General features: G+C 71.1%; 7 protein-coding genes. All 7 read left to right on the top strand.

Translation table 11 applies throughout. From position 1 onward, the window contains the following. Positions 1-40: 40 nt before the first annotated feature. The 7 genes from ACZ5OX_RS02920 to ACZ5OX_RS02890 all read left to right on the top strand — a co-directional run bounded on the left by ACZ5OX_RS02920 (position 41) and on the right by ACZ5OX_RS02890 (position 12112). The gene (locus ACZ5OX_RS02920; protein ID WP_465628442.1) at positions 41-904 is read left to right on the top strand and encodes a DsbA family protein; all 864 of its coding nucleotides are present in this window, start codon (positions 41-43) and stop codon (positions 902-904) included. A 119-nt stretch (positions 905-1023) separates the two neighbouring features. Then, positions 1024-2043, top strand: coding sequence for a prolipoprotein diacylglyceryl transferase (gene lgt / locus ACZ5OX_RS02915; protein WP_465628440.1), 1020 nt, complete (start codon positions 1024-1026; stop codon positions 2041-2043). Positions 2044-2191: 148 nt separating this feature from the next. Beyond that, a complete protein-coding gene (locus ACZ5OX_RS02910) occupies positions 2192-2929 on the top strand; it encodes a VIT1/CCC1 transporter family protein (protein ID WP_449789794.1) in 738 nt (245 codons plus the stop codon). A gap of 417 nt (positions 2930-3346) precedes the next feature. Continuing rightward, complete coding sequence (gltB, locus tag ACZ5OX_RS02905; RefSeq protein ID WP_465628885.1) at positions 3347-7948, top strand: glutamate synthase large subunit; 4602 nt, start codon at positions 3347-3349, stop codon at positions 7946-7948. Beyond that, positions 7941-9401 (top strand): glutamate synthase subunit beta, encoded by a 1461-nt coding sequence (locus ACZ5OX_RS02900; RefSeq protein ID WP_465628437.1) that lies wholly within the window; start codon positions 7941-7943, stop codon positions 9399-9401. Before gltB ends, ACZ5OX_RS02900 begins: the two co-directional genes overlap by 8 nt. Before the next feature lie 337 nt (positions 9402-9738). Further along, positions 9739-10605: a helix-turn-helix domain-containing protein gene (locus tag ACZ5OX_RS02895; protein ID WP_465628435.1), complete on the top strand. Its 867-nt coding sequence runs from the start codon at positions 9739-9741 to the stop codon at positions 10603-10605. A gap of 49 nt (positions 10606-10654) precedes the next feature. Next, positions 10655-12112, top strand: coding sequence for an aldehyde dehydrogenase family protein (locus tag ACZ5OX_RS02890; RefSeq protein WP_465628884.1), 1458 nt, complete (start codon positions 10655-10657; stop codon positions 12110-12112). Positions 12113-12177 lie beyond the last annotated feature (65 nt).

The following is a 12177-nucleotide window of genomic DNA, read 5'->3' as shown; positions in this document are numbered from 1 at the left end:
CGCACCCCGACGAAGGCCCCCGACCGTGGACGTCAACGCAATGAGCGAGAAGAACCGAGAAGGCAAGCGCACCGCCCGCGAGCGGATGCTGGAGCAGCGGGCGGCCGAGGAGGCCACCTCCAAGCGCAGGAAGAAGCTGATCGTCGGCGGTTCCGTGCTCGCGGTGATCGCCGCCGCCGTGATCACCGGCGTCGTGGTGCAGAACCAGCGCTCCAAGCCGGAGACGCCCACCGCCGCCCCGGCCGGGACGATCGGCGACAAGAACCTGGTCATCCCCGTCGGCGCCGCCGACGCGCCCTCCGTCCTCACGGTCTACGAGGACCCGCGCTGCCCCGCCTGCGGCACCTTCGAGCGCGAGTTCTCGTCCACCATCGACCAGATGGAGGACGCCGGGAAGATCTACACGAACTACCACATCGTGTCGTTCATCGACCGGGCCGTGGGCGGCAAGGGCTCCAGGACCGCCGCCAACGCGCTCGGCTGCGCCCAGGACGCCGGGCACTTCCGGGACTTCCACGACGTGCTGTACCGCAACCAGCCGGACGAGACCAACGACGCCTTCGGCGACAAGAACACGCTGCTCGGCCTCGCCAAGCAGGTCAACGGCCTGGACACGCCCGAGTTCCAGGCCTGCGTCAACGACAACAAGTTCGGCGGGTGGGTGTCCGCGGTGCAGCAGGACTTCGACAAGTCCAGCTTCAAGTCCACCCCGACGGTGCTGCTCAACGGCCAGCCGATCTACCCGAAGAACGGCAGCGAGGAGATCACCCCCGCCAACCTGGCGAAGTGGGTGGACGCCGCGAACCAGGGCAAGCAGCTGGGCACGCCGGGTTCGCACGGGCAGAGCCCGGCGCCGACCAGCGCCGCCTCGGAGGCCAACAACCCTTCGCCGACGGCCGGCTGAGCCCGTTCCACCGTGCCGCCCCCTCCCCGTCCGGAGGGGGCGGCGCCGTCCGTTGTTCGGTTTCTGTGACCCCAGGGGTGTCCGAGCGGGCCGCCGGACCCTGTAGCGTCGGAACTGCCATGGATATCGCCTACATTCCCAGCCCGTCGCGGGGCGTCCTGTACCTCGGACCGATCCCGCTGCGCGCCTACGCCTTCTGCATCATCCTCGGTGTCGTCGTCGCCGTCTGGCTCGGCAGCAAGCGCTGGGTCGCCCGGGGCGGTGCCAAGCACACCGTCGGCGACATCGCCGTGTGGGCCGTGCCGTTCGGCCTGGTCGGCGGCCGCCTGTACCACGTGATCACCGACGGCGGCCGACTGTACTTCGCCGAGGGGAAGAACCCCTGGGACGCCCTCAAGATCTGGGAGGGCGGCCTCGGCATCTGGGGCGCGGTCGCGCTGGGCGCGGTCGGCGCCTGGATCGGTGCCCGCCGCCGGGGCGTGCCGCTGCCCGCGTACGCCGACGCCATCGCGCCGGGCATCGCGCTCGCGCAGGCGCTGGGCCGCTGGGGCAACTACTTCAACCAGGAGCTGTACGGCCGGTCGACCACCCTGCCGTGGGGCCTGGAGATCGACAAGACGCTGGCGAACGGCGAGGTCGTGAAGGGCGTCTACCACCCGACCTTCCTGTACGAGTCGCTGTGGTGCGTCGGTGTCGCGCTGCTGGTGATCTGGGCGGACCGCCGCTTCACGCTGGGCCACGGCCGGGCGTTCGCACTGTACGTGGCCGCGTACACGGTGGGCCGGTTCTGGATCGAGTGGCTGCGGATCGACGACGCCCACGTCTACTTCGGCCTGCGGCTGAACGACTGGGTGTCCATCGCGGTGTTCGCGGGCGCGGTGGCGTACTTCGTGATCGTGGGCCGGACGCGGCCCGGGCGGGAGGACCCGGCGAGCATCGACCCGGCCGCGCACCTGGCGGAGGACGCCGAGCCCGCCGACAAGGGCGGGAAGGGCGCCGGGGAGAAGGCCGACGGGAAGGCCGTGGACAAGATCGTGGACAAGGCGGACGGGAAGCCGGTGCTGCGCGAGCCGGCCGGGCCCGTGGACGGGGAACCGGCCGCCGGGACGGCCGGCAAGGACGCCAAGAACCCGATCTGACCAGGGGTTTCCCCCCGACTGAGGCCACCCTTCGCGAACGCCGCGAAGGGTGGCCTCAGTGGTGTTCGGACAGCCTTACTTTGCTGGAAATGCCCAGGTCAGGCGGGCTACGGTCAAGGCCGAGGAACGACGACCGAGGGGAACAACGATGAGTGCGACCGCTGTGGAGGCCGACGCCGGGCACCAGCCGCGGATACCCGCGGCCGACCACCACCGGGACGTCAACGGCGGCTGGCTGCGGCCGGCCGTGTTCGGCGCGGTGGACGGACTGGTGTCCAACTTCGCGCTGATGACCGGGGTGGTCGGCGGTGCGGCGTCCAACGGGACGGTGATCCTGACCGGACTGGCGGGCCTGGCGGCCGGTGCCTGCTCGATGGCGGCGGGGGAGTACACCTCGGTGGCCTCGCAGCGGGAGCTGGTGCAGGCCGAGATCGAGGTCGAGCGGCTGGAGCTGAGCCGCAACCCGCACGGCGAGTTGGCCGAGCTGGCCCAGCTGTACGTCTCGCGCGGGGTGGACCCCGAGCTGGCCCACGAGGTGGCCCGGCAGCTGTCCGCGGACCCGGAGCTGGCCCTGGAGGTGCACGCCCGCGAGGAGCTGGGCGTCGACCCGACCGATCTGCCCTCGCCGCTGGTGGCGGCCGGCTCGTCGTTCCTGTGCTTCGCGCTCGGCGCGCTGCTGCCGCTGCTGCCGTACCTGCTGGGGGCGACCACGCTGCTGCCCGCCCTGCTGCTGGCGGGGGCCGGGCTGTTCCTGTGCGGCGCGGTGGTGGCCCGGGTGACGGCCCGAAGCTGGTGGTTCAGCGGGCTGCGGCAGCTGGTGCTGGGCGGCGCGGCCGCCGGGGTGACCTACCTGCTCGGGTGGCTGATCGGCGGCCACGTGGGCTGAGCGCGGCAGTGCATGACTATGCTGACGAGTGCGTGACGTTTCACACATGAGTGCCGAGTGGCGCCTGGCAGTGTCTCATCATTCGGGCCCCCGACCCGCGGATTCGCATCCGCGGACGGGCTCCCGGAATGGAATCCCAGGCACCCGTGATCGGCTTCCGTGGCGGGCCGGTTTCGCCCCTGTTTCAGGCCGTGGACGGTTGGGCACAATCGTCGGGACGTGCACTGTGGCGCGTCCTCTCACACACCCCTGACCTGCGCGTCGTCCCGCCATCTGGACGGGATATTTCCGCTTCTCGGGATCACGGGCATCATGTAACTTGCACGACACCGCACCATCGCATCAGGGCCAACGTCGTCCCTACTTGCACCAACTTGCCGAAAGACGACGACGGGAGAGCCGATGCTGTCTGCATCCATGCACTCCGCCAACGAGCCCCAGGCCGGCACCGCCCGCCGGCCCTACGCGCTCGTGCCGGATGCGCGACCTGCTGCTCAGGGCCTGTACGACCCGCGGAACGAGCACGACGCCTGTGGCGTCGGTTTCGTCGCCACGCTGACCGGCATCGCCGACCACACCATCGTCGAGCAGGCGCTGAACGTCCTGCGCAACCTGGAGCACCGCGGCGCCACCGGCGCCGAGCCCGACTCCGGCGACGGTGCGGGCATCCTGACCCAGGTCCCGGACGCCTTCCTGCGCGGGAAGGTCGACTTCGAACTCCCGGCCGCCGGCGCCTACGCCGTCGGCATCGCCTTCCTGCCGGACGAGGACGCCGCCGACGCCGCCGCCGTCGCGCAGGTCGAGGCCATCGCGGCCGAGGAGGACCTGACCGTCCTCGGCTGGCGCGACGTCCCCGTCACCCCCGACCTGCTCGGCGCCACCGCACGCGGCGTGATGCCGCGCTTCCGGCAGCTCTTCCTGGCGAAGGACGGCCTGGCCGGCATCGAGCTGGACCGGATCGCCTTCGTGGTCCGCAAGCGCGCCGAGCGCGAAGCCGGGCTGTACTTCCCGTCGCTGTCCGCGCGCACCATCGTCTACAAGGGCATGCTGACCACCGGCCAGCTCGAACCCTTCTTCCCCGACCTGTCGGACCGCACCTACGCCTCCGCGATCGGCCTGGTGCACTCGCGCTTCTCCACCAACACCTTCCCGAGCTGGCCGCTCGCCCACCCGTACCGCTTCGTCGCGCACAACGGCGAGATCAACACCGTCAAGGGCAACCGCAACTGGATGCGCGCCCGGGAGTCCCAGCTCGCCACCGACCTCATCCCCGCCAACAGGAACGGGCAGGGTCTGGAGCGGATCTTCCCGATCTGCACCCCCGAGCACTCCGACTCCGCCTCCTTCGACGAGGTCCTGGAACTGCTCCACCTCGGCGGCCGCTCGCTGCCGCACGCGGTGCTGATGATGATCCCGGAGGCGTGGGAGAACCACGCCACCATGAGCCCCGCCCGCCGCGCCTTCTACCAGTACCACTCCAACCTGATGGAGCCCTGGGACGGCCCGGCCTGCGTCACCTTCACCGACGGCACCCGGATCGGCGCCGTGCTCGACCGCAACGGCCTGCGCCCCGCCCGGTACTGGATCACCGAGGACGGCCTGGTCGTCCTCTCCTCCGAGGTCGGCGTGCTCGACATCGACCAGGAGAAGGTGGCCAAGAAGGGCCGCCTCCAGCCCGGCCGGATGTTCCTGGTGGACACCGTCGAGGGCCGCATCGTCGAGGACGAGGAGATCAAGTCCGCCCTCGCCGCCGAGCACCCCTACGAGGAGTGGGTCGAAGGCGGACAGATCCAGCTCGCCAAGCTGCCCGAGCGCGAGCACATCGCCCACACCCACGCCTCCGTCACCCGCCGCCAGCAGACCTTCGGCTACACCGAGGAGGAACTGCGCGTCATCCTCGCCCCGATGGCGCGCACCGGCGCCGAGGCGCTCGGCTCGATGGGCACCGACTCGCCCATCGCCGCGCTCAGCGAGAAGCCCCGCCTGCTGTTCGACTACTTCGTGCAGCTCTTCGCACAGGTCACCAACCCGCCGCTGGACGCCATCCGCGAGGAGCTCGTCACCTCGCTGCTGTCCAACCTCGGCCCCGAGGGCAACCTGCTGGCCGCCGAGGCCGCGTCCTGCCGCTCGGTCGGCATCACCTTCCCGGTGATCGACAACGACGAGCTGGCCAAGCTGGTCCACATCAACGCCGACGGCGACCAGCCCGGCCTCAAGGCCGTCACGCTCTCCGGCCTCTACAAGGTCACCACCGGCGGCGAGGGCCTCGCCGCTCGGCTGGCCGAGATCGCCGCCGAGGCCGACGCGGCGATCGCCGACGGCGCCCGGATCATCGTGCTCTCCGACCGGCACTCCGACGCCGAGCACGCCCCGATCCCCTCCCTGCTGCTCACCTCGGCCGTCCACCACCACCTGATCCGCACCAAGCAGCGCACCCAGGTGTCCCTGCTCGTCGAGGCCGGCGACGTCCGCGAGGTGCACCACGTCGCCCTGCTGATCGGCTACGGCGCCGGGGCGGTCAACCCGTACCTGGCGATGGAGACGGTCGAGGACCTCGTCGCCCAGGGCGTCTTCATCCAGGGCCTCGAAGCCGAGAAGGCCATCAGGAACCTGATCAAGGCACTCGGCAAGGGCGTCCTCAAGGTCATGTCCAAGATGGGCATCTCGACCGTCGCCTCCTACCGCGGCGCCCAGGTCTTCGAGGCCATCGGCCTCGCCCAGGACCTCGTCGACGGCTACTTCGCCGGCACCACCACCAAGCTCGGCGGCATCGGCCTGGAGGAGATCGCCCGCGAGACCGCCGCCCGGCACGCCAAGGCGTACCCGGCCTCCGGCATCCCGGCCGCGCACCGCGCCCTGGAGATCGGCGGCGAGTACCAGTGGCGCCGCGAGGGCGAACCGCACCTGTTCGACCCGGACACCGTCTTCCGTCTCCAGCACGCCACCCGCAACCGCCGGTACGACATCTTCAAGCAGTACACGGACCGGGTGAACGAGCAGTCCGAGCGGCTGATGACCCTGCGCGGCCTGTTCCGACTGGACGGCCTCGACCGGGAGCCGATCCCGGTCGAGGAGGTCGAGCCCGTCTCCGAGATCGTCAAGCGCTTCTCCACCGGCGCCATGTCCTACGGCTCGATCTCGCGCGAGGCCCACGAGACCCTGGCCATCGCGATGAACCGCCTCGGCGGCAAGTCCAACACCGGCGAGGGCGGCGAGGACCCGGACCGCCTGTACGACCCGGAGCGCCGCTCCGCGATCAAGCAGGTCGCCTCCGGCCGCTTCGGCGTCACCTCCGAGTACCTGGTCAACGCCGACGACATCCAGATCAAGATGGCCCAGGGCGCCAAGCCCGGCGAGGGCGGCCAGCTGCCCGGCCACAAGGTCTACCCGTGGGTCGCCAGGACCAGGCACTCCACCCCCGGCGTCGGCCTGATCTCCCCGCCCCCGCACCACGACATCTACTCGATCGAGGACCTCGCCCAGCTGATCCACGACCTCAAGAACGCCAACCCGGCGGCCCGCATCCACGTGAAGCTGGTCTCCGAAGTCGGCGTCGGCACGGTCGCGGCGGGCGTCTCCAAGGCCCACGCCGACGTGGTCCTGGTCTCCGGACACGATGGCGGCACCGGCGCCTCGCCGCTCACCTCGCTCAAGCACGCCGGCGGCCCCTGGGAACTCGGACTCGCCGAGACCCAGCAGACCCTGCTGCTCAACGGGCTGCGCGACCGCATCGTCGTCCAGACCGACGGCCAGCTGAAGACCGGCCGCGACGTCGTCATCGCCGCGCTGCTCGGCGCCGAGGAGTTCGGCTTCGCGACCGCCCCGCTGGTCGTCTCCGGCTGCATCATGATGCGCGTCTGCCACCTGGACACCTGCCCGGTCGGCGTCGCCACCCAGAACCCGGTGCTGCGCGAACGGTTCTCCGGCAAGCCCGAGTTCGTCGTCAACTTCTTCGAGTTCATCGCCGAGGAGGTCCGGGAGATCCTGGCCTCGCTGGGCCTGCGCTCGATCGAGGAGGCCGTCGGCCACGCCGAGCACATCGACGCCCGGGCCGCGATCGACCACTGGAAGGCCGCCGGGCTCGACCTCGCCCCGCTGTTCCACGTGCCGGAGCTGCCCGAGGGGGCCGCCCGCCACCGCACCACCGCCCAGGACCACGCGCTCGACAAGGCCCTGGACAACCAGCTCATCGAGCTCGCCCAGGACGCCCTGGAGCGCGGCGAGACCGTCCGCATCGAGCTGCCGATCCGCAACGTCAACCGCACCGTCGGCACCATGCTCGGCCACGAGGTCACCAAGCGGTACCGCGGCGAGGGCCTGCCGGAGGGGACCATCGACGTCACCTTCACCGGCTCCGCCGGGCAGTCCTTCGGCGCGTTCCTGCCGCGCGGCGTGACCCTGCGACTGGAGGGCGACGCCAACGACTACGTCGGCAAGGGCCTCTCCGGCGGCGTCATCGTCGTCCGCCCGGCCCGCGAGGCCGCTGCCATCGGCAACGACGCGCAGAACCACGTCATCGCCGGCAACACCATCGGCTACGGCGCCACCTCCGGCCGCGTCCACCTGCGCGGCAAGGCCGGCGAGCGCTTCGCCGTCCGCAACTCCGGGGCCACCCTCGTCGTCGAGGGCGTGGGCGACCACGGCCTGGAGTACATGACCGGCGGCCGGGTCGTCGTCCTCGGCGAGACCGGACGCAACCTCGCGGCGGGCATGTCCGGCGGCATCGCGTACGTCCTGGACCTGCGCCCCGCCAACGTCAACGACGGCATGGTGGGCATCGAGGCCCCCACCGCCGCCGACCGCGACTGGCTGCGCGAGACCGTGCAGCAGCACTACGAGGAGACCGGCTCCACCGTCGCCGCCGAGCTCCTGGCGGACTGGGGCAGCGGGGTCTCCCGCTTCTCCAAGATCATGCCGACCGACTACAAGGCAGTGCTCGCCGCCAAGGACGCCGCTGAGCGCGACGGCCTCTCCGAGGCCGAGACCACCGCGAAGATGATGGAGGCGGCTAATGGCTGACCCCAAGGGCTTCCTGACCACGCCCAAGCAGCTGGCGGAGCGCCGCCCGGTCGACGTCCGGATCAAGGACTGGAACGAGGTCTACGTCGAACGCAGCCTCCTGCCGATCATCACCAAGCAGGCCGGCCGCTGCATGGACTGCGGCATCCCCTTCTGCCACAACGGCTGCCCGCTCGGCAACCTCATCCCCGAGTGGAACGACCTCGCCTACCGGGACGACTTCGTCGGCGCCATCGAGCGGCTCCACGCCACCAACAATTTCCCGGAGTTCACCGGCCGCCTCTGCCCGGCCCCGTGCGAGTCCGCGTGCGTCCTCGGCATCAACCAGGACGCGGTGACCATCAAGAACGTCGAGGTCACCGTCATCGACAAGGCCTGGGACCGCGGCGGGGTCACCCCGCAGGTGCCCGAGCGGCTCTCCGGCAAGACCGTCGCCGTCGTGGGCTCGGGACCGGCCGGCCTCGCCGCCGCCCAGCAGCTCACCCGGGCCGGGCACACCGTCGTGGTGTACGAGCGCGCCGACCGGATCGGCGGGCTGCTGCGCTACGGCATCCCCGAGTTCAAGATGGAGAAGCGCCACATCAACCGCCGCATCGAGCAGATGCGGGCCGAGGGCACCCGCTTCCGCACCGGCGTCCACGTCGGCGAGGACATCACCGGACAGCAGCTGCGCGAGCGCTTCGACGCCGTGGTCGTCGCGGCCGGCGCCACCACCGCCCGCGACCTGCCGGTGCCCGGGCGCGAGCTCAAGGGCGTCCACCAGGCCATGGAGTACCTGCCGCTGGCCAACAAGGTGCAGGAAGGCGACTTCGTGGAGTCGCCGATCAGCGCCAAGGGCAAGCACGTCGTCGTGATCGGCGGCGGCGACACCGGCGCGGACTGCGTCGGCACCGCGCACCGGCAGGGGGCGGCCTCCGTCACCCAGCTGGAGATCATGCCCCGGCCCGGCGAGGAACGGCCCGGGCACCAGCCGTGGCCGACCATGCCGATGACGTACAAGGTCACCTCCGCCCACGAGGAGGGCGGCGAGCGGGTCTACTCCGTCAACACCACCCGCTTCACCGGCGACCAGGACGGCAACGTCCAGGAACTGCACCTCGTCGAGGTGGAGTTCAAGGACGGCCGGTTCGAGCCGGTGCCCGGCACCGAGCGGGCCATCCCCGCGCAGCTCGTCACCCTGGCCATGGGCTTCACCGGGACGGACGTGCGCAACGGACTGGTCGAGCAGCTGGGAGCGGACCTCGACGCGCGCGGTAACATTGCCCGTGATGGCCGGTTCGCCACCAATGTCGATGGCGTGTACGTCTGCGGAGACGCCGGCCGTGGCCAGTCGCTGATCGTCTGGGCCATCGCGGAAGGCCGTTCGGCCGCAGCCGCGGTGGACAGGTACCTGGGCGGCAAGACCCCGCTTCCCGCCCCCATCCGGCCCACCGACCGCCCCCTGGTGGTCTGACGGACGGACGGTCTCCGACCGGCCCCCACCGAACGCCCGGCGCCGCATCGCCGGGAGCTCAACCCGCTGCCCCCGCCAGCGTCGCCGGGCCAACGCGGTCTCCTGGCGCCTGCCCTCTTCCCCGACCAGTTGGAGGGCGGGCGCCGTCGCGTTCTCCGCAGGACCCGACCCCGCAACCGCGACGACCCCCGGACACCCGGGGCCCGTCTCCCGGAACCCGGCCTGAGCCGACCGCAACCCCCACGGTTCGCAAGGCAGCGGACTGTTGTTCGTCGGTGCCAGGTGGCAGACTGCGGCCGACGGCCGGGGGGCTGGGCGAGTGCGGAGGACGACTTCGATGGGCACGACTCAGGCAGGCGGGGGCGCCACCGTACGGCGTCTGCAGCTCGGCACCCAGCTGCGCAAGCTCCGCGAGGCCAGAGGCGTCAGCAGGGAGGAAGCCGGATACTCGATCCGGGCCTCCGAATCCAAGATCAGCCGGATGGAACTCGGCCGGGTCGGCTTCAAGGAACGGGACGTCGCCGACCTGCTGACCCTCTACGGAGTCGAGGCCGAACAGGAACGCGCCACCGTCCTCGGTCTGCTGCGCGAAGCCAACGCCAGCTCCTGGTGGCACGAGTACGGAGACGTGCTGCCCGGCTGGTTCCAGAACTACCTGGGCCTGGAGGAGGCCGCGGCCGAGATCCGCAGCTACGAGGTCCAGTTCGTCCACGGGCTGCTCCAGACCGCCGACTACGCCCGCGCCGTGGTCACCGCCGGCTGCCACGCCAACGGGCCGGAGGAGATCGAGCGCCGCGTCGACGTACGGCTCAAGCGGCAGGCGGTCCTGACCGGCGAGCGGGCACCGCACCTGGTCGCCGTCCTGGACGAGGCCGCGCTGCGCCGACCCTGGGGCGGACCGGAGCTGATGCGGGGCCAGCTGGACCGGCTGCTGGAGGCCGGCGAACTGCCCAACGTCCGGATCCAGGTGCTGCCGCTGGGCAACGCCGGACTGAGCGCGGAGAGCGGCGCCTTCACCGTCCTGGGCTTCTCCGAGGCCGAGTTGGCGGACGTGGTGTACCTGGAACAGTTCACCACCGCGCTCTACCTCGACAAGCCCGCCGAGGTGGCCGAGTACCGCAAGGCGATGGACGACCTGCTCGCCGACAGCCTGAGCCCGGAGCGGACCCGCGACCTGCTGCACGCGGTGCGCCAAGAGCTCTGATCCGTCAGTACGATGATTTCCCATCAGGTCGGTGCATGAGAGGGAACAGATGTCGTACTTCTCCGAGTTGGCGCTGCAGTACATCGATGGCGAGTGGCGCAGCGGCAGCGGCTCCTGGGACATCGTCGACGTCGATCCCTACACCGGTGACAAGCTCGCCACCATCACCGTCGCCACCGTCGCCGAGGTCGACCAGGCCTACCGCGCCGCCGAGCGCGCCCAGAAGGCGTGGGCCGCCACCAACCCGTACCAGCGGCGGCTGGTCTTCGAGCGCGCGCTGCGGCTGCTGGAGGAGCGCGAGCCGGAGATCGTCCAGGCGATCATGCTCGAACTCGGCGGCACCGCGCTGAAGGCGGGCTTCGAGCTGTCGCTGGTCAAGGACGTGCTGCGGGAGTGCCTGCACCTGTCGGTGGCCGCCGAGGGCCGGCTGCTGGCCTCGCCCGCCCACGGCCGGGAGAACCGGCTCTACCGGCTGCCGGTCGGCGTCGTCGGCGTGATCAGCCCGTTCAACTTCCCGCTGTTCCTGGCGCTCAAGGCCGTCGCCCCGGCGCTCGCGCTCGGCAACGGCGTCGTCCTCAAGCCGCACCAGGAGACCCCGGTGGTCGGCGGCGGGCTGATCGCCAAGCTCTTCGAGGACGCGGGGCTGCCGCCCGGCCTGCTGAACGTGGTGATCACCGACATCGCCGAGATCGGCGACAGCTTCCTGGAACACCCGGTGCCCAAGGTGATCTCCTTCACCGGCTCCGACAAGGTCGGCCGGCACGTCGCCACCGTCGCCGCCGCGCACTTCAAGCGGACGGTCCTGGAGCTCGGCGGCAACAGCGCGCTGATCGTGCTGGACGACGCCGACGTGGACCACGCCGTGGACGCCGCCGTGTTCAGCCGCTTCGTCCACCAGGGGCAGGTCTGCATGGCCGCCAACCGGGTGCTGGTGGACCGGAGCGTCGAGGCCGAGTTCACCGAGAAGTTCGTCGCCAAGGTCGCCTCGCTCACCGTCGGCGACCCCAAGGACCCGGCCACCCACATCGGCCCGCTGATCAACCCCGTCCAGGCCGACAACCTCCTCGCCAAGGTCGACCAGGCGGTCGCGGCCGGCGCCACCGCGCTGCTGCGCGGCGGCACGGTCGGCAGCCTGATGTCGCCGACGGTACTCACCGGCCTGGCGCAGGATGCGCCGATCCTGCGCAACGAACTCTTCGGCCCGGTCGTGCTGCTGGTGCCCTTCGACGGCGAGGACGAGGCCGTGCGGCTCGCCAACGACACCCCGTTCGGGCTCAGTGGCGCGGTGCACACCGCGAACGTCGAGCGCGGCGTGCGGCTCGCCCAGCGGATCGAGACCGGCATGATCCACGTCAACGGCGGCACCATCGCCGACGAGCCGGGCGTGCCCTTCGGCGGCGAGAAGAACTCCGGCGTCGGCCGCCTCAACGGCGAGTCCACGGTGGACGCCTTCACCACCGTGAAGTGGATCTCCGTCCAGCACGAGCGCGCGGTCTTCCCGTTCTGACCACGGGCCGCCGAACGGTCATGGCCTCCTGGCGGCAGCCGCCAGGAGGCCCGGAACGCATGACC

The organism is Kitasatospora sp. NPDC032121, assembly GCF_055580145.1.
Note: the sequence above shows the minus strand (reverse complement) of the source record. Positions and strands in the feature narration are given on the sequence as shown.

Excerpts from the sequence above, each read along its gene's own strand:
- ACZ5OX_RS02890 (WP_465628884.1), top strand. The coding sequence starts at position 10,655 with ATGTCGTACTTCTCCGAGTTGGCGCTGCAGTACATCGATGGCGAGTGG.
- ACZ5OX_RS02895 (WP_465628435.1), top strand. The coding sequence starts at position 9,739 with ATGGGCACGACTCAGGCAGGCGGGGGCGCCACCGTACGGCGTCTGCAG.
- ACZ5OX_RS02910 (WP_449789794.1), top strand. The coding sequence starts at position 2,192 with ATGAGTGCGACCGCTGTGGAGGCCGACGCCGGGCACCAGCCGCGGATA.
- gltB (WP_465628885.1), top strand. The coding sequence starts at position 3,347 with ATGCACTCCGCCAACGAGCCCCAGGCCGGCACCGCCCGCCGGCCCTAC.
- ACZ5OX_RS02900 (WP_465628437.1), top strand. The coding sequence starts at position 7,941 with ATGGCTGACCCCAAGGGCTTCCTGACCACGCCCAAGCAGCTGGCGGAG.
- lgt (WP_465628440.1), top strand. The coding sequence starts at position 1,024 with ATGGATATCGCCTACATTCCCAGCCCGTCGCGGGGCGTCCTGTACCTC.
- ACZ5OX_RS02920 (WP_465628442.1), top strand. The coding sequence starts at position 41 with ATGAGCGAGAAGAACCGAGAAGGCAAGCGCACCGCCCGCGAGCGGATG.